Origin of the sequence: Micromonospora sp. RL09-050-HVF-A (assembly GCF_019374995.1) — a bacterium.
Classification (GTDB): Bacteria; Actinomycetota; Actinomycetes; order Mycobacteriales; family Micromonosporaceae; genus Micromonospora; species Micromonospora antibiotica.
This window is the reverse complement of record NZ_JAGKQP010000002.1, coordinates 1,991,312-2,013,433: the sequence shown is the minus strand read 5'-3', so window position 1 is coordinate 2,013,433 and position 22,122 is coordinate 1,991,312. Positions and strand designations below refer to the sequence as shown.

Annotated in this window: 22 protein-coding genes; 10 read left to right on the top strand and 12 right to left on the bottom strand. The window is 72.9% G+C overall.

Annotation, left to right across the window (positions count from 1 at the left end):
* The first annotated feature begins 16 nt into the window (after positions 1–16).
* Positions 17–700, top strand: coding sequence for an alpha/beta fold hydrolase (locus tag J7462_RS08720; RefSeq protein WP_208567574.1), 684 nt, complete (start codon positions 17–19; stop codon positions 698–700).
* A 224-nt stretch (positions 701–924) separates the two neighbouring features.
* Here the strand turns inward: J7462_RS08720 and J7462_RS08715 are convergent, their stop codons facing one another.
* Entirely contained in the window at positions 925–1,653 is a 729-nt protein-coding gene (locus J7462_RS08715) for an alpha/beta fold hydrolase (protein WP_219463333.1), read from the bottom strand.
* Between the two features lie 162 nt (positions 1,654–1,815).
* On the opposite strand from J7462_RS08715, the gene J7462_RS32920 reads away from it, so the two are divergent.
* The 5 genes from J7462_RS32920 to J7462_RS32025 all read left to right on the top strand — a co-directional run bounded on the left by J7462_RS32920 (position 1,816) and on the right by J7462_RS32025 (position 6,634).
* On the top strand, positions 1,816–2,190 hold the full coding sequence (locus J7462_RS32920; protein WP_308290829.1) for a UBP-type zinc finger domain-containing protein: 375 nt from the start codon (positions 1,816–1,818) through the stop codon (positions 2,188–2,190).
* A gap of 59 nt (positions 2,191–2,249) precedes the next feature.
* Complete coding sequence (locus tag J7462_RS08705; protein WP_219463329.1) at positions 2,250–2,762, top strand: hypothetical protein; 513 nt, start codon at positions 2,250–2,252, stop codon at positions 2,760–2,762.
* A 403-nt stretch (positions 2,763–3,165) separates the two neighbouring features.
* Positions 3,166–4,602 carry an extracellular solute-binding protein gene (locus tag J7462_RS08700; protein ID WP_255597640.1) on the top strand — a complete coding sequence of 479 codons (1,437 nt, stop codon included), beginning with the start codon at positions 3,166–3,168 and terminating at the stop codon, positions 4,600–4,602.
* Positions 4,599–6,140: a sugar ABC transporter permease gene (locus J7462_RS08695; protein WP_308290828.1), complete on the top strand. Its 1,542-nt coding sequence runs from the start codon at positions 4,599–4,601 to the stop codon at positions 6,138–6,140. Before J7462_RS08700 ends, J7462_RS08695 begins: the two co-directional genes overlap by 4 nt.
* A complete protein-coding gene (locus J7462_RS32025; RefSeq protein WP_308290827.1) occupies positions 6,035–6,634 on the top strand; it encodes a carbohydrate ABC transporter permease in 600 nt (199 codons plus the stop codon). Before J7462_RS08695 ends, J7462_RS32025 begins: the two co-directional genes overlap by 106 nt.
* On the opposite strand, the gene J7462_RS08690 is transcribed toward J7462_RS32025, so the two are convergent.
* Genes J7462_RS08690 through J7462_RS08670 form a run of 5 tightly spaced genes read right to left on the bottom strand, consistent with a single transcriptional unit; the run spans position 6,609 to position 10,279 of the window.
* Positions 6,609–7,085 carry a hypothetical protein gene (locus J7462_RS08690; protein WP_219463327.1) on the bottom strand — a complete coding sequence of 159 codons (477 nt, stop codon included), beginning with the start codon at positions 7,083–7,085 and terminating at the stop codon, positions 6,609–6,611. The two genes, J7462_RS32025 and J7462_RS08690, sit on opposite strands and share 26 nt — an antisense overlap.
* Positions 7,082–8,296, bottom strand: coding sequence for a molybdopterin-dependent oxidoreductase (locus J7462_RS08685; RefSeq protein ID WP_308290826.1), 1,215 nt, complete (start codon positions 8,294–8,296; stop codon positions 7,082–7,084). Before J7462_RS08685 ends, J7462_RS08690 begins: the two co-directional genes overlap by 4 nt.
* On the bottom strand, positions 8,293–8,934 hold the full coding sequence (locus J7462_RS08680; protein ID WP_308290825.1) for a class I SAM-dependent methyltransferase: 642 nt from the start codon (positions 8,932–8,934) through the stop codon (positions 8,293–8,295). The genes J7462_RS08685 and J7462_RS08680 overlap by 4 nt, the downstream gene beginning before the upstream one ends.
* Complete coding sequence (locus J7462_RS08675) at positions 8,931–9,623, bottom strand: TIGR04282 family arsenosugar biosynthesis glycosyltransferase (RefSeq protein WP_219463323.1); 693 nt, start codon at positions 9,621–9,623, stop codon at positions 8,931–8,933. The genes J7462_RS08680 and J7462_RS08675 overlap by 4 nt, the downstream gene beginning before the upstream one ends.
* Positions 9,620–10,279 carry a glycosyltransferase family 2 protein gene (locus J7462_RS08670; RefSeq protein ID WP_219463321.1) on the bottom strand — a complete coding sequence of 220 codons (660 nt, stop codon included), beginning with the start codon at positions 10,277–10,279 and terminating at the stop codon, positions 9,620–9,622. Before J7462_RS08670 ends, J7462_RS08675 begins: the two co-directional genes overlap by 4 nt.
* A 153-nt stretch (positions 10,280–10,432) precedes the next feature.
* Between J7462_RS08670 and J7462_RS08665 the strand changes: the two genes are divergently transcribed.
* From J7462_RS08665 to J7462_RS08655, 3 genes are all read left to right on the top strand, one after another.
* Positions 10,433–11,482, top strand: a complete 1,050-nt coding sequence (locus tag J7462_RS08665) for an NAD-dependent epimerase/dehydratase family protein (protein ID WP_308290824.1) — start codon at positions 10,433–10,435, stop codon at positions 11,480–11,482.
* The gene (locus J7462_RS08660; protein WP_219463320.1) at positions 11,479–12,855 is read left to right on the top strand and encodes a hypothetical protein; all 1,377 of its coding nucleotides are present in this window, start codon (positions 11,479–11,481) and stop codon (positions 12,853–12,855) included. The genes J7462_RS08665 and J7462_RS08660 overlap by 4 nt, the downstream gene beginning before the upstream one ends.
* A 253-nt stretch (positions 12,856–13,108) precedes the next feature.
* Positions 13,109–14,884: a DUF1996 domain-containing protein gene (locus J7462_RS08655; protein WP_219463319.1), complete on the top strand. Its 1,776-nt coding sequence runs from the start codon at positions 13,109–13,111 to the stop codon at positions 14,882–14,884.
* A gap of 164 nt (positions 14,885–15,048) precedes the next feature.
* Here J7462_RS08655 and J7462_RS08650 read toward each other — a convergent pair whose 3' ends face one another.
* The 6 genes from J7462_RS08650 to J7462_RS08625 all read right to left on the bottom strand — a co-directional run bounded on the left by J7462_RS08650 (position 15,049) and on the right by J7462_RS08625 (position 21,245).
* On the bottom strand, positions 15,049–16,602 hold the full coding sequence (locus tag J7462_RS08650; RefSeq protein ID WP_219463317.1) for a cellulase family glycosylhydrolase: 1,554 nt from the start codon (positions 16,600–16,602) through the stop codon (positions 15,049–15,051).
* A 126-nt stretch (positions 16,603–16,728) separates the two neighbouring features.
* Positions 16,729–17,559 (bottom strand): LacI family DNA-binding transcriptional regulator, encoded by an 831-nt coding sequence (locus J7462_RS08645; protein ID WP_219463316.1) that lies wholly within the window; start codon positions 17,557–17,559, stop codon positions 16,729–16,731.
* 17 nt (positions 17,560–17,576) lie between these two features.
* Complete coding sequence (locus J7462_RS08640; protein WP_219463313.1) at positions 17,577–18,863, bottom strand: ROK family protein; 1,287 nt, start codon at positions 18,861–18,863, stop codon at positions 17,577–17,579.
* A gap of 57 nt (positions 18,864–18,920) precedes the next feature.
* On the bottom strand, positions 18,921–19,703 hold the full coding sequence (locus tag J7462_RS08635; protein ID WP_308290822.1) for a hypothetical protein: 783 nt from the start codon (positions 19,701–19,703) through the stop codon (positions 18,921–18,923).
* 184 nt (positions 19,704–19,887) lie between these two features.
* A complete protein-coding gene (locus J7462_RS08630) occupies positions 19,888–20,913 on the bottom strand; it encodes a zinc-binding dehydrogenase (RefSeq protein WP_219463312.1) in 1,026 nt (341 codons plus the stop codon).
* On the bottom strand, positions 20,910–21,245 hold the full coding sequence (locus J7462_RS08625) for an L-rhamnose mutarotase (RefSeq protein WP_208567559.1): 336 nt from the start codon (positions 21,243–21,245) through the stop codon (positions 20,910–20,912). The genes J7462_RS08630 and J7462_RS08625 overlap by 4 nt, the downstream gene beginning before the upstream one ends.
* Positions 21,246–21,418: 173 nt before the next feature.
* On the opposite strand from J7462_RS08625, the gene J7462_RS08620 reads away from it, so the two are divergent.
* Complete coding sequence (locus tag J7462_RS08620) at positions 21,419–22,114, top strand: FadR/GntR family transcriptional regulator (protein ID WP_219463310.1); 696 nt, start codon at positions 21,419–21,421, stop codon at positions 22,112–22,114.
* The last annotated feature ends 8 nt before the right edge of the window (positions 22,115–22,122 follow it).

Here is a 22,122-nt window from a genome sequence, read left to right as displayed (position 1 = left end):
ACGCTACGTTGTCGTCATGACTGATGAACAGATCGTGCTCGTCGGCGGCCTGTGGCTCGACGCCTCGGCGTGGGACGGCGTCGTCGCCGAGTTGACCCGGGTGGGGCGACACGCGGTGGCGGTGGACCTGCCGGGCCAGGGCGACGGGAACACGGCGGCGACGCTCGACGACCAGGTTGCCGCGGTCCTGGCCGTCGTGGACGCGGCACCGGCCGGGTCGGTGGTGGTGGGGCACTCGGCCTCCTGCGCCCTGGCCTGGTTGATCGCCGACGCGCGGCCCTCGACGGTCGCCCGGGTCGTGCTGATCGGCGGTTTCCCGCAGGCCGACGGGGACCTGTACGCCGACTTCTTCCCGATCGAGGACGGGGCGATGCCGTTCCCCGGCTGGGCGCCCTTCGAGGGCGCGGACGCGGCCGACCTCGACGAACGGGCGCGGGCGGAATTCCTGGCCACCGCCATCCCGGTGCCCGAGGGCGTCGCCCGGGGGACAGTCCGGCTGACCGATGCGCGGCGCTTCGACGTGCCTGTCGTCCTGGTGTGCCCCGAGTTCACCCCGGAGCAGGCCCAGGCGATGCTCGACGGGGGTGACCTGCCCGAACTCGCCAAGGCCCGGAAGGTCGACCTGGTCGACATCGACTCCGGGCACTGGCCGATGCTGAGCAGGCCGGTCGAGTTGGCCCGCATCCTGGCCGACCTCTGACGGACCCGGCAACAGGTCGACGACTCCGATCTCGGCGACGACGACACGGCGGTACCGGGCGACGGTGAACGGGGGCGCACCGGCACGGTCGGGGACGTGCCTCGGGGCAGCGGCGGCTACCTCGCCCGTGGTGGTGGGGTAGCCGTGCCGTGCCTCCCGGGCCGGGCGTGACCGGGCGGAGTGCGGTGGCCGGGGGCGGATCACGGTCTTCCGGCCGGGCCCGGCTAGCGGGTCGCGTCGGCGGCCTCCCGGATGAGATCGGCCAGCATGGCGGCCTCCGGGATGGCCACCGTGTGCGAACCTCCGGGAATCTCCACCGTCCGCCGGGAGCCCGCCCGTTCGGCCATGAACCGGTGGGCCGCGACCGGGATGTTGAGATCCTCGCTGCCGAAGAGGAACCAGGACGGCAGCGACTGCCAGGCGGGCTCGCCGGAGGGCTCACCCAGGGCCGCCTCGGTGATCGGCCGCTGGGTCACCGCCATCACGGCGGCCTGCGCCGTCGTCGAGTCGGCGGCGAACTGCTGGTGGTAGCGGTCCTGCCGGATGTAGAGGTCGGTCGCCCCGCCCGGGAGCGTGACGGGGGCCAGCGTCTCACCCAGGGAGCTGCCGGGGAACCGACCGGCCAGGTCGGCGGCGCTCTCGCCGGCGAGGGGGGCGAAGGCCCCGACGTAGACCAGCGCGGTCACGCCGGCACCCGCCGCCGGCACGTTCGAGATCACCATTCCGCCGTACGAGTGGCCGACGAGGACGACCGGCCCGTCGATCCCGGTGAGCACCGCGCGTAGGTGGTCGGCGTCGTGCCGGACGCCGCGCAGCGGGTTGGCCACGGCCACCGCGGGGTAGCCGTCGTCGCGCAGTGCGGTGATCACCCCGGCCCAACTCGCCGATTCGGCGAAGGCGCCGTGGACGAGGACGACCGTCGGCCGGCCGGGCTGTGCGGTGGTGAGGGACATCGTCGGGTTCCTCCGGATAGTGGGCCGGGTGCCGGCTTCATTCTCGGACCACGGGCGTACCCCGGCGTGCGTCGACCGACCGGCTCACCCGGCCGGGTAACCGGGGTGAGGCGCCGACGGATGAGTCCGGGTACCGTAGCGGCGAGTCGAGAGGAACACGCCGTGGCCGATCAGCCCAAGCTCCTCGCCGCGACCGCGGTGGGTGTCACTACGACGGTGCCGCCGAGCGGCCCGGGTTGCGTCGAGTGTGAGTCCTCCGGTGGGTGGTGGTTCCACCTGCGCCGCTGCGCGTCCTGCGGCCAGGTCGGCTGCTGCGACTCCTCGCCGGGCCAGCATGCGACGGCGCACGCGGCCGCGACGGGGCATCCGGTGGTACGCAGTTTCGAACCCGGCGAGTCGTGGTTCTGGGACTACTCCGACGATCAGTTCTATGCCGCGGGTCCGGAGCTGGCCGGGCCGCAATCGCGCCCGCTCGACCAGCCCGCCCCCGGCCCCGAGGGTCGGGTGCCGGAGGACTGGAAGCGCCGGCTGCACTGACTGTGCGCATGCCGGGGTCGGCGGGTTTGGTGCTCCGGCCCGCCGGGCAGCACACCGCAATGGCCACCGCCGATGAGCCTGCTGTCACCGAGTTCCGCCGTTCCCGGGGTCGTGAGGTCGGTTTCCTGGCCACCGCGCTCCCTGCGCTGGCGGTGGTGCAGGCGGTCGTCAACCTGGCCTCCGGCGACCCGTGGTGGGACGGGCTGTGGCTGCCGCTGACGTGGTTTCTGCTCCTCGGGTTCTCCCGGGGGGTGGTCCGTCCGCCGTCCGCCGGTCACCAGCCGCGGCTGCCCCTGCGGCTCACCGCGGACCACCTCCAGGTGGCGGGTCCGGGTGAGCGCACCCTGGCCATCGAGTGGTCGAACGTCGCGCGTGCCGAGATCAGCGGACGGTGGTACCCGGTCCTGGTGATCGAGCCGGCCGACCCGGACCGGACCCGCCCCCCGCTCGCCCGGTGGGAGTGGGCGACGTACGGGCAGAGCCGGCCGTACGAGATCCGGCTCCCGCTGGTCTACCTGAGCCCCGGCCGTGACCAGCTGCGGCGCGAACTGGCCCGCCGCCTTCCCGCCTGACGTTCCGACGTCACCGGCCGACCATCGTGCGGCTCACCAGCGTCAATGGCTCGGGCCTGAGCCCCGGAGTGGGTTCTCGGTTAGCAATATTGGTGAAGATGAATTGCTTGGACGGTCTCCCGAATTGCGTTCAAGCCTAGGCGCGACTTTCCGAAATGTGTAGAGTGGGCGCAGCGCCGCCCCGGTCGCCGTTCCGCCGCCCGGGGCACGAACAGCTCGGGGCAGGCCGGGGAGGGCCCGCCGGTGGCGGGGCGACTTTCCGATGACTGCGCGGGCAGGAGCGGGCTGAGGCCATCCGATCAGGCAACCGTCCACGGGCGCGTGCTGTGCGGGCGTCCACACAGGACGGTTTTGCCCCTGGCCTCTCCCGGTGGGTCCCGGTGAGGCGAGACGGAGGAGACGGATGTCCATCGAGGACAGTGCGTTACGGTCCCGGCGCGGCTTTCTGGGAATGGGGGTGGGGCTGCTCGGTGCGGCCGGCCTGGCCGCCTGCGGAGGCACCGCACCGTCGATGCCCAGGGCGCAGGCCGAGGTCCCGAAGGAACTCGTCGACGCCGCGGTGGCGCTGAAGGGCTCCTCGCTGGGGATGCTGTCGCAGAAGCTGTACTCGGAGGCGGCGAACGCGGCACTCGACGCCTCGATCAGGAAGTTCGCCGACACCACCGGCACCAAGATCGGCAACAGCCTGGTCCAGGCGGACGCGGGCGACGTGGTTGCCAAGATCCACGCTGAGGTCCAGGGTGGTGTGGCGCGCGACCTCGCGTTCATGACCGACTCGCGGTTCGTCGCCCAGTTCCAGGCGCTCGGCGACCTGGAGGACGTGACGGACGTCGTCCAGGCGCTGACGGCGACGTACGGCGAACCCACCGCCGAGTCCAAGAACTTCTGCGTCTTCGACGGCAGGTGGTTCGCCATCCCCTACCACTTCATCGGGATCGGGTCGTTCCTGCGCAAGGACTGGATGCGCGACGAGGGCATCACCCCCAGGGACGTCTACACCTGGGAGGAGCTGCGGGACCTGTGCCTGGCGATCTCCGACCCCGGCAAGCGGCGGTTCGGCTGGGGCATGACCGTGAACCGCTCCGGTGACGCCAACGGCATGATCGAGGCGCTGATCAACTCCTACGGCGGGGCGATCGCCTCCAACGACGGCCGGAAGGTCACCTTCGACTCTCCCGAGACGGTGCAGGCGGTGACCTTCCTCGCCGACATCTACACCAACCCCCGCTACAAGCCGATGCTGCCGCCGGGAGTGGCCGCCTGGACCGACTCCAGCAACAACGAGAACTGGCTCGCCGGCATCCTCGGCTACACCCGCAACCAGTTCAGCGTCTACGCGGACTCCAAGACCAAGAAGAACCCCGTCTACGACAACACCCACGTCTTCGCCGACTGCACCGGGCCGGCCACCGACAAGTCCCTGCTGCTCGGCCAGTCCCAGGGCTTCGTCATCTTCAAGGGCGCCAAGAACGCCGCCCTGGCCAAGCTCCTGACGCAGTACCTGGTCACCGCGCCCGCCCTCGTGGGGGTGGCGAAGGAAGCGCCCGGTCTGGCGTTGCCGGCATGGGAGAAGGTCTGGGACGCCGACCCGTTCTTCACCAGCGGCGACCCGGCCTTCCCCATCATGCGCAAGATCACCCAACAGCAGCTGCCGCTGTCGACCAAGAACGGCCTCAACTTCCCGCAGAAGGCCAGCGCGGGGCAGCAGGCCGCCGTCGGCGCCTACGTCCTCACCGACATGATGCAGCAGGTCATCCAGGGCACGCCGCCCGCGCAGGCCGTGCAGGCCGCGCACACCAAGATGGTGCAGATCTTCACCCAGCAGGGGCTGCCGCAGTGACGTCGGTCCGCCCGGCGTCCGCCCCGGCGTCCCGGGGATCCTCGCCGCCGGAATCCCGATTCCGCATCGCGACCCGACGCCGGCTGGGCCGCGACTGGCGACTGGCGGCGCTGTTCCTGGCACCCACCGCCGTGCTGGTCGGCGGCCTCGTGCTCGTGCCGATCGCCTGGTCGGTCGTGACCAGCACGACGGAACGGCACGGGCAGCAGAGCGTGTTCGTCGGTCTGGCCAACTACCTCGCCCTGGCCGACGACGAGCAGTTCCACACGGGCGTGGTGAACTCGTTCGTCTTCACCGCGTACGCCGAGGTGTTCAAGGCGGTGCTGGGGCTGGCCGCGGCCCTGCTGCTGCACCACCGACGGCGGGGACGGGCCGTGCTGGCCGGGCTGCTCCTGCTGCCGTGGGTGGTGCCGACGGTGGTCACCGCGTTCAGTTGGCGCTCGCTGCTCGACCCGATCTTCGGCAGCGTCAACATGCTGCTCACCGAGTCGGGGATCGGGCCGCTGCTGGTCAGCGCGCACCTGGTCGACAGTTGGCCGGCGGGCTGGCTGTCCGAGCCGTCCCTGGCCATGCCGTCGGTGATCGGAGTCAACGTGTGGAAGGGGGTGCCGTTCTTCACCGTCGCCTTCCTCGCCGGATTGAAGGCCATCCCCACCGACCTGTACGAGGCGGCGACCGTCGACGGCGCCTCGCCGTGGCGGCGGTTCGTCCACGTGACGCTGCCCGGACTGCGCCACGTGATCACCGTGACGGTCACCCTGTCGTCGATCTGGACGTTCAACAACTTCGACCTCATCTGGCTGCTGACCCAGGGCGGCCCGGGCGACGCGACGGCACCGTACGTGCTGGTCGCGTACTCGAAGGCGATCCTGCAACTGCAGTACGGCGCGGGAGCGGCGGTCACCCTCGTCATGCTGCCGGTCATCGGCTCGCTGGTGTTCGTGCTGGTCCGGCTGTTACGCCGGGACTCGGGCGTGGCGCCGCCCCGACGTGCCCGCAAGCCCCGGCCGGACCGCTCGGCCCGCGCCACCCGTACGGTCCGCACCGCACTGCCGTGGGTCGTCGCGGTGGTCACCGCCGCCCTGCTGGCCTGGGCGTCACCGCACATCTTCTGGAAGGCGGCCGTCGTCCTCGGGGTCTTCCTGCTGGTCGCGGCGGTGGTCGGCCGGGTGGTCTCGGCCCTCGGGGCCCGGGGCGTCGCCGGACGTCGTCGCTGGTGTCGGGGCTGGCGTCCTGGGTCGCCCTGGCCGGGCTGCTCCTGTTCGTCCTGGCCCCGCTGTACTGGATCGTCGTCACGGCCTTCAAGTCCGACGGCCAGATCGTCATGCACGACCGCGACCTGTGGCCGACGCCGTGGAGCCTGCAACAGTTCACCGACCTCTTCGCCACCAAGCCGTTCGGCCGCTGGTACCTCAACACGGTGCTGGTGTCCGTGGCGTCCACCGTGGTCGCGCTGGTCTGCGCCGCCCTCGCCGGCTACGCCCTGGCCCGGCTGCGGTTCCGGGGGGCGCAGGGCTTCACCGTCACGGTGCTGGTGACCTACGTGATGCCGGGCGCGCTGCTGTTCATCCCGCTCTACCAACTGCTCATCGGGGTACGGCTCACCGACTCGCTGTGGTCGCTGGTCGTGACCTACCCGACCTTCACCCTGCCGTTCGCCACCTGGCTGCTGGCCGGGTACTTCGCGTCGATCCCCGTCGAGTTGGAGGAGGCCGCGCTGGTCGACGGCTGCACCCGGTTCCAGGCGTTCCTGCGGGTGATGCTGCCCCTGGCCAAGCCGGGACTGCTGGCGGTCGCGTTGTTCACCCTGACCAACGCCTGGAACGAGTTCCTCTTCGCCTTCGTGTTCATCACCAAGGACGAGTACAAGACCCTCCCGGTGGGGATGCAGTCGATGATCACCGGGGACGTCGTGCCGCAGGGGCAGCTCGCCGCCGCGTCGCTGCTGGTCAGCATCCCCGTGGTGATCATGTACGCCTTCGGGCAGCGCTTCCTGACCGAGGGGCTCACCGCCGGGGCGGTGAAGGGCTGACCGGGGCGGCCGCCCCGCCCGCCCCGCCCGGCCCGTCCGGGGCCGGTCGCCGGGAGCGCCGCCGGTCGGCCGCCCAGCAGGTCAGCAGTGTCGCGACGACGATCAGCAGCAGGACGACCGCGAGGTTACGGCCGTAGGGCAGCGGCAGCACCGACGGGTCGTCCGGCGGCCGGCCGACACCGAGGACGAGCGGAAACGCCACGACGGTGACCGTGGCGGCGCTGATCACGCCGGCCCGCACCACCGGCCGGTGACGTTCCGGGACCCACCGGGCGAGCAGCGCGCCGACGCCCAGCAGCCCGGCCATCCAGACGAGGTCGTGCCCGGCCAACACCCCGGCCAGGAAGAGCAGCACCCCGGCCGGCCGCAGGTCGGGGTCGGCGAGCGCGCCCACCACGGCGTACCCGATCAGCAGGGTGCCGACCGCGACGAGCGCCACCCGGGTCCTCACGACGCCTCCCGGACGGTGAGCCGACCGACCCACTTGGTCTGCAACACACCGGGCCGGTTCGGGGCGATCAACCGGGCCGGGTAGCCGTGGTCGGGGTGCAGGGGTGCCCCACCCAACCGCAGCGCGATCAGCGTCAACGGGTCACGCACGTGCGCCGCCCCGACGGTCGACGTGCGGTAGCGGCCGGCCGTCTCCAACGACTCGACGAGCACCGTCGCCCGGTCCGGGTCGACGCCCACCAACGCGACCAGGTCCCGCAGTCGTACGCCGGTCCACCGCCCGGTGGCGCTCCACCCCTCCACACAGGCGATCGGCAGCTCGGCGGTGTGCTGCGGCAGGGCGCGCAGCGCGGCGAGGTCCAGTTCGGTGCGCCGGAGGGGACCCTCGACCACCAGCCGGTACGCCGGGTCGAGCGCCTGGGCGCGTACCCCGGCACGGTCGGCGGTCCGGTTGACCGGCAGCCCCTGCGGCCCGACGTCCGGTCGACGGGGAGCGAGCACCGCCAGGGCGGACAGCGGCCGGACGGTCTGCCCGACCGTGGTCAGGGTGACCAGCCCGGCCGCGGCGGCGACCCCACCGAGCAGCCCGCGTCGGCTGAGCCGCTCCCGCGCAGACTCGGCGGTGGTCGGGCCGAGCGCAGCGCGTACCGCAGGCAACTGCACGCCGACGTGCACCAGCAGCGCACCGACCGACAACCACGCCACCCGGTAGTGCCCGGCGGTGAAGAAGAACGGCATCGGCGCGTACCAGCGGGCGACGTTGAGGACGCCGCCGATCACCTGGAACAGCGCCGCCGCGACCAGCACGGCGACGCTGGCGCGTTCGAGCGCGTGGGCGAGTGACCGGACCGGCGGCCAGCGGAACAGGTGGTGGTAGACCGACCACAGCTTGGCCCCGAGCAGCGGCACCGTGGCCAGACCGGTCGCCACGTGCAGGCCCTGGGTGAACCGGTAGAGGCCCACCGGGCGGGACGGCCACCACAACCAGCCGGGCGGGTGCTGGATCAGGTGACTGAGCAGCCCGGTGAGGAAGCAGACGGCGAACGCCACCCCGAGCGCGACGCCGAGCTGGCTGGTCAACCGGGTCGACCGTAACGGGGACGGGAAACCGTCAGGCCGCAGCGGCCCGCGCCGCAGCGCCCCGGGCGGGGCCGGCAGGGGTGCCGACCACCGTCGGGCGAGCCGCCGCAGCGCGGTCGGCCGGCCGGTCACCGGGGGGTGAGGGTGGCGAACCACCGGCCCGCCTCCGTCCAGGTGTCGTGCACCCGCAGCGCGGTGCCCCCGGCCAGTACGGAAAGGTCGTCGAGGGGTACGCAGGCCCACGGTAGCGGGCTGCCGACACCACCCGGGGTCTGCACCATGGCGGTGCCGGACCAGGCCGGTGTGCCGGGCGGCGCGAACTCGGCGTGCAGGTGGCCGTCGGCCGCCAGCAGCCGACGACACCGCCGCAGCAGCCGGTACGGGTCACCGCCGATGCCGACGTTGCCGTCGGCCAGCAGCAGGTGCGGCCAACGTCCGGCACCCGGCACCGGGCCGAAGACGTCGCGTTGCAGCGCGACGGCACCGCGTTCCCGGGCCAGCCGGACGGCGGTGGCGCTGACGTCGATGCCGAGCGCCGGCTGCCCGGCGTCGATCAGCGCGCCGGTGAGCCGCCCGGGGCCGCAACCGACGTCGAGGGTGGGTCCGGTGCAGCGCTGCAGCAGGGTCGCGTCCCCGGCGATGGCGTCCCGGCACCAGCCGGCCGGGTCGAACCGGTGCACGCCACCGCTCGGGTGCCGGGCGGTGAACGCGGCGGGGACACCCGACGCGGCCCGGTCGAACACGGCGTCGAAGAGGGCCACCGCGTTCACCGGGCGACCGCCGTGGGGGACGGCACGTCGCGGGCGACGGCCACGGTGAACCGGCTGCCCGGCGGGCACACCGCGGCCACCGCGTGGGCGTCGGCGGCGGTGTCCACGTCCCGCAGCCGGGGCAGCAGGTGGACCCGCAGACCGAGGCGGCGCAACGCGGCCAGGGTGAGCTGTCCGGTGTCCGCCTCGGAGGTGGGCACCGCACGCAGGACCGAGGCGTGGCCGGGCTCGCGTAGTCCCAGCGTCCACCAGCCGCCGTCGTCGGCCGGACCGAGCACCGCGTCCGGCCCGTCCGGCCGGCGCAGCAGGTCCAGCGCGTCGTCGAGGTGGGCGGCGGTGAGCTGCGGGGTGTCCATGCCGATCAGCAGGGTGGCCGTGCCCGCCGTGCGGGTGTCGGCGAAGGCGTGGGCGAGGCGGTCGCCGAGCGGGCCGCCCCGTTGGGCGAGTCTCGTCCAGCCCTCGGGGGCCGGATGGTCGCCGTCGACGACCAGGACCCGGGTGCCGGCCGTGGCCGTGGCGACGGTGTCGAGGGTGTCGGCCAACGCCGCCGCGGCGACCCGGGCGGCCTGGACCGGAGTGCAGGGCGGGCAGAGCCGGGTCTTGACCCGGCCGGGCTCCGGGGTCTTGGCCAGCACCAGCACCTGCGGTGCGCGGGACCCGGGAACGTGCGGCTGTCGGGGGACGTTCACCGGGCCAGCACCGCGCTCATGTCGCGGACGGCGCGGGCGGTGCCGAGCACCGTGCCGGTCACCTTCGACCGGGTCCCGGCCGCCCTCGGGTGGTAGTCGACGTCGACCTCGACCACCCGCCAGCCGGCCCGACCGGCCGAGATCAGCAGCTCCAACGGGTAACCGAAACGGCGGTCACGCAGCCCCAACGCCAGCAGGTCGGCCCGGCGGACGGCCCGGATCGGCCCGATGTCGTGGACGTCGAGGCCGGTGGTCCGGCGCAGCCGGTGGGCCAGCAGGGCGTTGGCGACCCGGGCGTGCAGGGGCCACACCCCGCGCGCGGTGGGGCGTCGCCGGCCGGTGCCCAACTCCGCCTCGCCGGCCCGGACGGGATCGGCCAGCCGGGGCAGCTGCGCCGGATCGAACGACCCGTCGGCGTCCAGCACACACACCACCCCGTCGACCGGGTCGGCCGCCAGGACCCCGGCGTGCACGGCGGCACCGTACCCGGGTTCGGTCACGCTGATCACCTCGACGCCGCAGGCGCGGGCCACCGCCGCCGAGCCGTCGGTCGAGCCGTTGTCCACCACGATCGGCCGGTAGCCGGCCGGCATCCGGGCCAGCAGGTCGGGCAGGGCCGGGGCCTCGTTGCGGCAGGGAAGAACCACGTCGGTCATGCTGCGGACGCTAGGACACGATCCGGCCGGAAGTTCTTACCTGCTGATGACGGAATCCGGGGCACCCGCGACCCGCGCACGGAGTTCTTACGAACCGCTGACGGGCGGTCGCGGTCGGGGCACGGCGACGCGTCCCGGCCCTACCGTCGGCGGGTGACTCACGTACTCGTGACCGGCGGCGCCGGTTTCATCGGCACCCACGTGGTGACCGCCCTGCACGATGCCGGCCACCGGGTGACGATCGTGGACTGCGGTCATCCCGGTGCGCACCGCCGGCCGTTGCCGGACACGGTGGCGGGCGCCCCGGTCGTCCGGCTCGACGTGCGCGACGGGCCGGGCGTCGCCGGGGTCCTGGCCGGTGTCGACGCGGTGGTGCACCAGGCGGCCATGGTGGGACTCGGCGTCGACCTGGACGACCTGCCCGAGTACGTCGGCTGCAACGACCTCGGCACCGCCGTCCTGCTCGCCGCGATGGCCCGGGCGGGCGTGCACCGGTTGGTGCTCGCCAGCTCCATGGTGGTCTACGGCGAGGGCGCCTACGTCTGCGCCGGACACGGCCCGGTGCGCCCCGGGCCGCGTACCGTCGCCGACCTGGCCGCCGGCCGCTTCGAGGCGACCTGTCCGAGCTGCGGCGTCGCCGTCACGCCGGGCCTGGTCGACGAGGACGCCCCGCTGGACCCCCGCAGCGGGTACGCCGCCACCAAGGTCGCCCAGGAGCACCTCACCGCCGCGTGGGCCCGGCAGACCGGCGGCTCGGTGGTGGCGTTGCGCTACCACAACGTCTACGGGCCGGGGATGCCCCGGGACACCCCGTACAGCGGGGTCGCGGCGATGTTCCGTTCGGCGCTGGAGGCGGGGCAGGCACCGCGGGTGTTCGAGGACGGCGGTCAGCGCCGCGACTTCGTGCACGTCCGCGACGTGGCGGCGGCCAACCTCGCCGCCCTGGACGCGACCGGTACGGGCACCGGTTGGCGGGCGTACAACGTGGCCTCCGGCCGGCCGGCCACCATCGGCCAGTTGGCCACGGAGCTGGCCCGAGCTGCCGGCGGGCCGTCGCCGGTGGTCACCGGCGAGTTCCGGCTGGCCGACGTGCGGCACGTGGTCGCCTCGCCCACCCGTGCCGAGACCGAACTCGGCTTCCGGGCCGTGGTGGGACTCGCCGACGGGATCGCGGAGTTCGCCCACGCGCCGCTGCGCGGGTGAACGACACCCCGCGCCACCGGCCGCCGCGCGCCGACCTGATCGCCGTCGCTGCCGCGTTCGGCCTGTTCGCGGTGGCCTCCGTCACCGGCGGCCTGCTCTACCTGTGGGGACGCCCGGTGCATGCCACCTCGGCGCCGCTGTTCGCGCAGTGGCTGCCGCACGTCGGCCCCGGCACCCCGCTGGCCCTGCTGGTGGCCGCGCTGGTCTGGTGGCGCGGGCCCGCCCTGGCCGCCCGGCTGGCCTGGCGAGGGCTGCTCGCGGTCTCCTACGCCGCCGCCGTGGCCTGGACGCTGTCGCTGGCCCTGGTCGACGGCTGGCAGCGCGGCGTCGCCGGTCGGCTGACCACCACCTACGAGTACCTGCACGAGGTCCCGGGCGTCACCGACATCCCCGCCATGCTGGCCGGATTCAGCGGTCGGATCCTCGGCCTCCAACCGGACTCCTGGACCACCCACGTGTCCGGTCACCCACCGGGGGCCCTGCTCGTCTTCGTCGTCCTCGACCGGATCGGGTTGTCCGGCGGCGGCTGGGCCGGGGTGCTGTGCATCCTGGTGGCGGCCCTCGTCGCCGTCGCCGTGCCGCACACCGTACGGCTGCTCGGCACCGACGAGGCGGCCCGTGCGGTGGTGCCGTTCGTGGTGCTGTTCCCCGGGGCGGTCTGGTCCGGGGTGTCCGCCGACGGGTTGTTCGCCGGGGTGACCGCCACCGGGGTGGCCCTGCTGGCGTACGGCGTCATCCGGGGGCGTGCGCTGGGCGCGGTCGGCGGTGGCGCCCTGTTGGCGTTCGGCTGCTACCTCTCCTACGGGTTGGTCCTGATGGCGCCGGTCGCGTTGGCCGTCGTCGTGCTGGCCGGCCGACGCTGGCGCACCGTGGGCTGGGCGTTCGTCGGGGCGGTGCCGGTCGCCGCCGCGTTCACCGTCGCCGGCTTCTGGTGGCCCACCGGCTACGACCTCGTCATCGAGCGCTACTACCAGGGTCTCGCCTCCGACCGGGCGTACGCCTACTGGGTCTGGGCCGACCTCGCGGTGGTCGTCGTGGCCGCCGGTCCCGTGGTGGCCGTGATCCTACGGCGCGCGGTGCCGGCCGGGTGGCGGGCCGTTTCTCGGCGGCACCGCAACGGCGTGCGGACTGCCGACCGGCGGCCGGGGGTGGTGCACGCCAGCTGGCTGCTGCCACTGGCCGCCACGGCGGTGATCCTCGCCGCCGACCTGTCCGGCTACAGCAAGGCCGAGGTCGAACGCATCTGGCTGCCCTTCATGGTCTGGCTGATGGCGGGGGCGGCCCTGATCCCGCCCGCCGACCGCCGTGGCTGGTTGGCCGCGCAGGCGGCGGTGGCGCTCACGATCAACCACCTGCTGCTGACGGTCTGGTAGACCACCCGGCGGCGACCACCCCCACACCGCTGACGCAGCGGCCGACGACCGTGTCGTCGGCCGCTGTTGCCGGCTGCCCGAGGGCGCAACGGCTCAGCGGCGTGCCGGTCACCGCCGTCACCGAGGGAGCCGGGGGGACTTCTTACCGAACCATGACGGGGCCGGCAACCGTTGACCGTCGACCGGGTGCCGGCCCGTACCGAGTGGAGACAGCAACATCACCGGAGCCGTTCGCGGCTTTGAGGAGATTCCGATGAACCGCAGAAAGAACGGGACCGCGCTGGTCCAGACCCGGCCGGTCAGGATCGCCCTGGCTGCGGTCGTGCTGGCGGCCACCGGTGCGCTCACCGTCACCTTCGTCTCCAGCGGCGGCAAGGGCACCGCCGACGCCGCCACCAGCCTCGACCAGTTCGTGCAGATCGAGAACGTGTCGCCGAACGTGCGGAATCCACAGCCGGCTGCCGGCGGGTCGACCGGCCGGTTCACCGTGGACTGCGGCACGAACGGCAACGGCAAGTTCAGCCCGGACAACCCGGTGGCCCAGCCCGGCATCCGCAACGGCGCCGAACACGTCCACGACTTCGTCGGCAACCTGGCCATCACCGCGAACTCCTCCAACGCCGACCTGGACGCCTCCGGCACCACCTGCCGCAACGGTGACAAGTCGTCCTACTTCTGGCCGGTGGTGCGCATCGACAAGAGCGTGCGCAGCGACAACCAGGTCCAGCAGGCCCTCGCCCAGACCCAGCCGGTGGTCGTCTGCCCCTCGGTCGGCAAGCGGCTGCGTGCCGTCCCCACCGGGGCCCGCGGCACCGTGGACCGGCTGCTCGCCGAGCTGGACCGCCAGCAGGCCGCCGCGAACCAGCGGATGACGGCCAGCCGGGGCCGCATCGACGCCGCGTTCAACCGGGAGGTCATCGACTCGTTGCGGGAACGCCGCGCCGCGATGATCAAGCAGATCAGCACCACGGTCACCGCCGCCGGCGGCAACCAGCCCGGCCTGGTCTCGCTGGTCGAGTGCGACATCAGCTACGACGACATGCACGCCCGGATGCCCGGCAGCGCCCACCGCGCCAGCGTCAAGGCGGCCCAGGCCGCGAACCCGCGCATCCAGTGCCCCACGGTCCGCGACAAGCTGCCCGGCGTGCCCGCCGGGGCGCTCGCCGAGGTGAACCGCAACCTCGACGAACTCGACCGGCAGCTCTCCGAGGCCAACGAACGCCTGGTCACCACCCGGGGCCAGGGTGGGCCGGCCTTCGTCGACAACGCCATCCTCGGGCCGCTGCGGGCCAAGCGGATCGCCGTGCTCGACCGGATCGCCATCGCGATCGGCCGGCAGGCCGCCCGTCCGCAGGGTCTCGACGCGTTCGCCACCTGCACCCTGGACCAGGCCCCCGGGGCACCCTCGGCACCGGGCACCGCACCCACCACCGCCGCACCCACCGCACCCACCGCGCTGCCCGACCCGCAGGGGCCCGACTTCGAGCTGCCCGGCAACACCGGTGGCATCGTCCGCCCGGCGCAGGTGCTGATCGAGTACCGGGGCAACCCCGTCAGCAAGGTGGTGCCGATGCCGAAGTTCCTCCGGGCCCTCACCGGCGACGCCAAGCCCACCAGCCGTGGCCCGGCCAACGCCCGCGCCACCTGGAGCTGCTCGGGCTTCGCCGACCGGCTCTCCGACAAGTACCCGATCTGCCCCGCCGGCAGCCAGGTCCAGCGGGTGCACGACTTCCCCGGCTGCTGGGACGGCCGGAACATCGACAGCGACAACCACCGCAACCACGTCGCGTTCGCCGACAAGGCCACCGGTGCCTGCCCGCAGGGCTTCCAGGCGATCCCGCAGCTGCGGATCACCGTCGGCTACGACATCCCCCGCGACGTGCAGGTCAAGGGGCAGTACGCGCTCGACTCCTTCCCCGAGGAGAACCACAACCCGTTCTCCGACCACAACGACTTCGTCAACGTCAACTCCGCGCAGACCATGCAGCGCATCGCGACCTGCATCAACAAGGGCAAGAACTGCTCCTGACGTGCCGGGGTGGGAGCCTGCACACGAGGCTTCCATCCGGGGTTGCAGTGCGGACGGGGGTGGGTGCGGCGAACGGTCGCCGTACCCACCCCCACCGTTACTCCGTCGGTCACGTCACCGACCACCGACGCCGGGTTGCTGCCGGCGGGGGAGGCCGGGGTCGGTTACGGCGTGACGGAGAGCAGATGCGCGCGGTAGCCCTCGCCGTAGCTCTTGGTCGGGGTGCCGCTGTAGTCCTCGATGAGCACGTTGCCACCGCTGCAACCCCACGGGTTCCAGGTCCACGCGGTGTAGCCGAGCCGGTTGCGGTCCAGCCAGGTCATCAACCGGTCGATGTAGTCGTGGGCGCAGGTGTCCTGGCCGATCTCCCCGGCGTGCACCGGCACCTGCGCGGCCACCGGCGCGATCTGGGTGTCCCAGCAGGTCTCGGTGACGCAGGCGTTGAAGTTGTACGAGTGCCAGGAGGCCACGATGTTGTTGCGCGGGTCGGTCGGCTTGTAGGCCAGCCACTGGGTCAGGTCGTTGGTCCAGGTCAGGCCGGGGACCAGCAGGACGTTGGTGGCGCCGGTGGCGCGTACCGCGTCGACCAGGCTCTGCATGCCGGCCACCGGGTACTCGATGCCGGTGCAGGTGCCACCGTCACGCAGGCAGCGCCACGCGGCCGTCATGTCCGACCAGTTGTTGGCGGCGTCCGGGTACGGCTCGTTGAACAGGTCGAACAGCACCGCGTCGTTGCCCTTGAACGCGTTGGCGACCCCGGTCCAGAACTGGGGTGTGTACTGCCGGCTCGGCATCGGCTTCTGGCAGGTGGCGTTCACGTCGGGGCAGGCCGAGATGTTGCCGGTGTACTGGCCGTGGGTCCAGTGCAGGTCGAGGATCGGGTTGATGCCGTTGGCGACGAGCAGGTTCGCGTACGCCTTGACCGCCTGCTGGTAGGCGGTCCCGCTGGGCGAGCCGGACAGGCCCAGCCAGCAGTCCTCGTTGAGCGGGATCCGGACGGCGCGGATGTTCCAGGCCTTCATCGCGTCGACGGAGGCCTGGTCGACCGGGCCGCTGTCCCACATGCCCTTGCCCTGGACGCAGGCGAACTCGCCGCTGGCCCGGTTGACGCCGAGCAGGCGGTAGGTCGCGCCGGCCGCCGTCACCAGCCGGTTGCCGGAGACCCGCAGGCTCGGCGCGGCACCGCCGGGCGGCGGGGTGGTCGTCGGCGGCGGGGTGGTCGGCGGGGGAGTGGTGGGTGGCGGCGTGGTGGTGGGCGGCGGTGGGGTGGTCGTGGGTGGTGGGGTGGGCGTCGTGGGGTCGACCACGCCGGTGCAGGCCGTCCCGTTGAGCGCGAACGACTTGGGTACGGGGTTGGTCCCGCTCCACGCGCCGTTGAAGCCGATCGTGGTGGACGCGCCGGTGTTCAGCGCGCCGTTCCAGCTCAGGCTGGCCGCCGACACCCGGGCGCCGGATTGCGACCAGGTGGCGCTCCAGCCCTGGGTGACCCGCTGGTCGGTGTCCGGGAAGTCGAACGTCAGCGTCCAGCCGGCCACGGCCGAGCCGAGGTTGGTGATGGCGATGTTGCCGCTGAACCCGCCGTTCCACTGGCTCTGCACGGTGTAGGTGACCGCGCAGCCCGAGGCTGCGGCCGAGGCGGGCAGGGTGGCCGCGGTCAGGCTGGCCGCCACCAGCGTGCCGGCGGCTGTCGATGCCAGCAGGGCATGTCGACGTGTCATGAAGCTCTCCTAGATATAGCGGGGAGCGTCGATGGGAGCGCGTCTGCGAGCTTTCTTTATGCGCCTCATTAAGTCAAGCGTATCGATGCCGTTTCGACGGACTGCCAGGTGAACCACACCACTGACCTATCGGGGCGTGCTGGTCGTCTCCCGGGCCACCACGGTTTCGGTCGCACACCACCGTTCCGGCACCGTCCCCCCGTCGATCAGCCGCAGCACCGACTCGCCCACCGACTCCCCGAACGAGTGCACGTCGAGGCTCATCGTGGTCAGGGCCGGCGAGGCCAGCCGGCACAGGCTGGAGTCGTCCCAGGCGATCAGGCTGACGTCACGGGGGACCCGGTGGCCCAGCTCCTTGGCCGCGTGCAGGCCCGCCACCGCCATCAGGTCGTTGTCGTAGATGATCGCCGTGGGTGGCTCGGGCCCGGTCATCAACCGGGCGGTCAACCGGGCCCCGGACTCCGCCGAGTAGTCGCCCTCCACGACGACGGCGTCGACGTCGGCGGCCAACATGGCGGTGGTGCGGGTCCGGGTGTGCAGCAGGGTCCCGGGGCCGGTGATCCGGGCTATCCGCTGATGCCCGAGACCGACCAGGTGCGCCAGGGCCGCCCGCATCGAACCGACGTCGTCGCGCCGTACCGCCGGGGTGTCGTGGCTCGGCTCCCCCGCTACCACGACGGGCAGCCGCAACTCCCGCAGCACTGCCGGTCGGGGGTCGTCCACCGACGGGTTCACCAGCACGATCGCGTCGACCAGCCGCTGCTGCGCCCACCTGCGGTACGCGGCGATCTCGGCGGCGTGATGGGCGACCACGTGCAGCAGCACCGACCGACCGTGTCCGGCGAGCCGCTCCTCGATACCCGCGATGAACTCCATGAAGAACGGTTCGGTGCCGAGCAGCCGGGGAGGGCGGGCGAGCACCAGGCCCACCGCGCTCGTCCGCCACGCGTCGTCCACTGCGTACCCCCGGTCAGTCAGCTTGCCGATTCGGTGAGCCTGGTCCGCTCCTCGACCAGGTGTTCCGCCGGGCGCGGCCCGTGGCCCAGGGGCACGAGCTCGGATTCGAGGATCAATGCGGCGGCGCCGATGGCCGAGGCCGTGGCGGCGGACCGGGAGAGCCGCACGTCGACGGTGTGTGTGCCCCGGGAGAAAGCGGTGCGCAGTTCGTGCCGGACGATGGGCAGGTACACCGACCCGGCGGCGGCCAGACTGGGACCGGTCAGCACGAGCACCTCGAGGTCCATGAGGTTCGCCAGGGTCCGGGCGGCCGTCCCGACGTACCGGGCCGACCGCTCCAGCAGGGCCAGCGCGCGCGGCTCGCCCCGGCGGGCGGCGCGGCTGATCGCGGCGAAGTCGGCGACCACCGAGGAGCGCCGGCCACCGGCCGCCAACCCCGCCGCCCGGGTCGCCGCCGGATCCGACCGGACGGCGGCGACCACCGCCGCCGGCCCGGCCAACGCCTCCACGCACCCCCGGGCGCCGCACCAGCACCGGGGGCCGTCGGCCGACACACTGACATGGCCCAGTTCACCGACGTTGCCGCTCGGCCCCCGGTAGGTGACGCCGTTGATCACCAGGCCGGCACCGATGCCGGTGCCCATGTAGAGGGCGGCAGCCGAGGTCGCGGTGCCGAAACCGCCCGTCCAGTGCTCGCCCAACGCCGCCGCGGTCGAGTCGTTGTCCAACACCACCGGCAGGCCCGCCACCTGCTCCAATGCCCGGCCCAGCGGGAACCCGTTCCACTGCCGCATGGCGGGGGCGAGCCCCACGTCCGGCGGGCCACCGATGCCCCGGGGGGCGTCGACCGGGCCGGGGAACACCACGCCGACGCCGAGGATCCGCAGGCGTTCCACCCCCACCCCGTCGATCAACGCGGCGATCTCGGTGGCGATCCGGGCGACCACCACCTGCGGCTCCTCGGCACCGGCACCCGGTCGGGAAATCCGGGCCACCACCGTCCCGCCCAGGTTGGTCAGGGCGTACGTGATGACACCGTGGTCCAGGTGCACGCCGACGGCGTAGCGGGAGGCGTGGTTGAGCTGGAGCAGCACCCGCCGCTTGCCCCCGGTCGACTTCGCGTGCCCGGTCTCGACGACCAGATCCTCGTTGATCAGCTTGCGGACCAGGGTGGAGATGGTCGGGGCGGTGAAGCCGGTGGCCCGGATCAGGCCGACCCGGCTGATCGTGCCGGCCGCCCGGATCGCGTCGAGAACAACCGACTTGCTGCTCGCCTGGGGTTTGCTCGCTGCTGGTCCGCTCACTGCTTCTCTGCCAGGGGCTGTTAGGTCGGCCGAGCCGAGTATACAAGGATCCCGATGTCACAGGGCTCGGCTGCGGCAGATGACCGTCGCGTCGTCGGTCGCGACGCCGTGCCGGTCCTCGGCCTGCCGGACCTGTCGGATCACCTCGGCCGGACCGTGGTCCAGCAGGCGCAGCAGTCCCGCCCAGTCGGTGAGCCCGAAAGTGTCCACGAGTCGGCTCGCACCGTTGCTCAGCAGCGCCGCCAGCGTCACTTCGCCCGCCGGGTGGTTGCCGGTGACCGCCTCGGCCACCACCTGCGGGTCGTCCTTGGCCACCCAGAAACCGCCCGGGTTGTTGCGGTGCCCCCGCAGCTCGCGGAGCAGCCGCCGGTACTCCTCGCTGCCGACGGCGACGCCCACCAGCCGGCGCTCGAAGGACCGGGCGATCACCACCTCGCGGGGGTCATGGGCGACGACCGGCGCACCGGACGCCCGCCCGACGACCACCACCGCGTCCCCGAGGACCAGGTGCTCGACCAGGTCGTCGGAGAACCGGAGCATCGCCACGGCGGCGTGCGGGCTGCTCGGGTGGGTGACGTCGCAGGTGTCCCGGTGGACGTCGGTGACCTGGACGATCCCTTCGGCCAGGACCTCCCGCAGGCTCCGCTGCGCGGACAACCCGCCCAGCAGGGCGCCACCGAGCCGGTTGGCGTACCAGGCCACGCCGTGGCGGCAGACCTGGTCGGCACCGGGAACGCCACCCGCGCCGTCGACCAGCACCAGCCCGGCCGGCACCGCACCGGCGAAGTCCTCGTTGGTGCGACCGGGATGTCCCGCGTCGGTCGCCAGCACCACCCGCACCCCCCGATCATCACACGGTCGCCCCGGCGGGCGTGGCCCCGACCGGCGGCGGCCGTGCCACGTCCGCCGGGGCTGCCCGCTCGCCCGGGGCGCGGCGCGTCCCGCCGGAGCCGGTGGTCGGTGACCGTCGGGACGACGGGGGGCACGAGCACCCGGGGTGCCGGCCGCTACCCGTGGCGCGGGTTCAGTTCGCGCCCCCGCAGTCCACCAGGATCTTCACCTCGCCGCCGGTGGCCAGGGCCCCGAATGCCCCGGCCACCTCGGCCAACGGCACGATCCGGGTGATCAGCCGGGCGGCCGGCACCTGTCCGGTGTGCACCAACCGGACGGCCTCGGTGTAGTCCCCGCGTTCGTAGACCCGGACGCCGATCATCTCCAGTTCACGCCAGAAGACCCGGTGCAGGTCCACCTCCCGGGGGGTGGGATGGATCGCTACGATCACCAGCCGACCGCGCGCGGCGAGCAGGTCGGTCGCGGTGCGGACCCCGGCGGCCGACCCCGACACCTCGAAGACCACGGCGGCCCCGGCACCACCGGTCGTCTCGTGGACGTGCCGGGCGACGTCGACCGTCGCCGGGTCGACGGTGCGCAGCCCGAGTTCGGTGGCGAGCGCGCGGCGACGCGGGTCGAGTTCGAGCACGGTCACCTCGGCGCCGGTGGCCCGGGCGACCGTGCCGATGAGCAGGCCGACCGGGCCGGCCCCGATGACCACCGCGTGTTCACCGGCGGTGAGCCGGGAGCGTCGTACGTCGTGCACGGCCACCGCGGTCGGCTCGATCAGGGCGGCGTGGGTCAGCGGCAGGTCCCCGGGCAGTGGCACGAGAATCCGCGCGGGCACCGTCCAGGACCGTTGCATCGAGCCGGGGGAGTCGATGCCGACGAAGGTGAGCCGGTGACAGATGTGGCTGTGGCCGGCCCGGCAGGCGGCGCACTCGCCGCACCAGTCCAGCGGCATCACGGTCACCGGATCGCCCACCCGGTGGTCCTCGACCCCCGGGCCGGTCTCGGCGATCCGACCGGACATCTCGTGGCCGATCACCGCCGGCACCCGCACCCGCTGGTCCATCGCACCGTGCGCGATGTGCAGGTCGGTGCCGCAGATCCCGGTGTACGCGACGTCGATGCGTACCTGGCCGGGGCCGGGCGGCACGATCGCGGTCGGCTCGACGACGAAGGTGTTGTCGCCGACGTAGTGTGCGCTGTGGTTCATGACGCCTCCTCGGTCAGGTGCCAGACCTCGCGCATCGGGGCCCACCAGTGCCCCGAGCCGGGTTCGGCGAGCGATTCCTGGCATGGATCGGTCAACGTCCACCACTGCCGGGTACGGGGGTCGTCGGCGATGCGGCGCTGGTCGGCGTCGTGGTCGGCACCGACGTACTCGTAGTAGCCGAACAGCAGGTCGTGGTGCAGGAAGATGCTGTAGTTGCGGATGTTCGCCGCGCGCAGCGTCTGCTCGACGTCGGGCCACACGGCGGCGTGCAGCCGAAGGTAGGTCTCGCGTTGCTCCGGTCGGAGCCGGATCAGCCAGCCGTAGCGTTGCACGTCGTACCCTTCCGGTTGCGGTGGCGTTCTCCGGCCGGCCGGGTGTGCGGCACCCGGGGGTGACCGGAGCCGGGGAAAACATCCGATGTCTCTATATTGGGGTGGGCTGTCGTCGCCTGCCGCGCACGGACCGTCGTGACGACGCCCGACGGACCGGCCAGAAGGGGACGCGGATGGCACTGACCGACGACGCGATCGCGAAGATCCGGAGCATGGTCCAGAGTGGTGAGCTGCCGCCGGGGGCCCGGCTGCCCCCCGAGCCGCAGCTGGCCGAACAGATGGGCCTGTCGCGCAGCGGGGTCCGGGAGGCGGTCAAGGTCCTCGAATCGGCCCGGGTGCTCGACGTACGACGCGGCGACGGGACGTACGTCACCAGCCTCGCCCCCCGGCTGTTGCTGGAGGGGCTGGGGGTTGCGGTGGAGTTGCTGCGCGACGACACCCTGTTGGAGGTCATGGAGGTGCGGCGGCTGCTGGAACCGATGGCGACCGGCCTGGCGGCGCTGCGGATGACCGACGCCCAACTCGACGACCTCAGCGCCATCCTGGAGCAGATGCGGGCGGCGGCCGACGACGCGGAGCAGCTGATCCGCTTCGACACGGCCTTCCACCACACCGTCGTCGCGACCACCGGCAACGAGACCCTCACCTCGCTGCTGGACGGGTTGTCCAGCCGTACGCTGCGGGCCCGGGTGTGGCGGGGGCTGATCGAGAGCAACTCCGCGCACACGACGATCGACGAGCACCACGCGATCTACCTCGCGCTGCGCTCGCGCGACCAACTGCTCGCGCAGGCTAGTGCGTTGCTGCACGTCAACACCTCCGAGGCATGGCTGCGGACGGTGCTGGCCGCCAAGGTGGCGAACGGGTGAGCCCACCG

Excerpts from the sequence above, each read along its gene's own strand:
- J7462_RS08620 (WP_219463310.1), top strand. The coding sequence starts at position 21,419 with ATGGCACTGACCGACGACGCGATCGCGAAGATCCGGAGCATGGTCCAG.
- J7462_RS08705 (WP_219463329.1), top strand. The coding sequence starts at position 2,250 with ATGGCCACCGCCGATGAGCCTGCTGTCACCGAGTTCCGCCGTTCCCGG.
- J7462_RS08720 (WP_208567574.1), top strand. The coding sequence starts at position 17 with ATGACTGATGAACAGATCGTGCTCGTCGGCGGCCTGTGGCTCGACGCC.
- J7462_RS08715 (WP_219463333.1), bottom strand. The coding sequence starts at position 1,653 with ATGTCCCTCACCACCGCACAGCCCGGCCGGCCGACGGTCGTCCTCGTC.
- J7462_RS08650 (WP_219463317.1), bottom strand. The coding sequence starts at position 16,602 with ATGACACGTCGACATGCCCTGCTGGCATCGACAGCCGCCGGCACGCTG.
- J7462_RS08700 (WP_255597640.1), top strand. The coding sequence starts at position 3,166 with ATGTCCATCGAGGACAGTGCGTTACGGTCCCGGCGCGGCTTTCTGGGA.
- J7462_RS08655 (WP_219463319.1), top strand. The coding sequence starts at position 13,109 with ATGAACCGCAGAAAGAACGGGACCGCGCTGGTCCAGACCCGGCCGGTC.
- J7462_RS08670 (WP_219463321.1), bottom strand. The coding sequence starts at position 10,279 with ATGACCGACGTGGTTCTTCCCTGCCGCAACGAGGCCCCGGCCCTGCCC.
- J7462_RS08630 (WP_219463312.1), bottom strand. The coding sequence starts at position 20,913 with ATGAACCACAGCGCACACTACGTCGGCGACAACACCTTCGTCGTCGAG.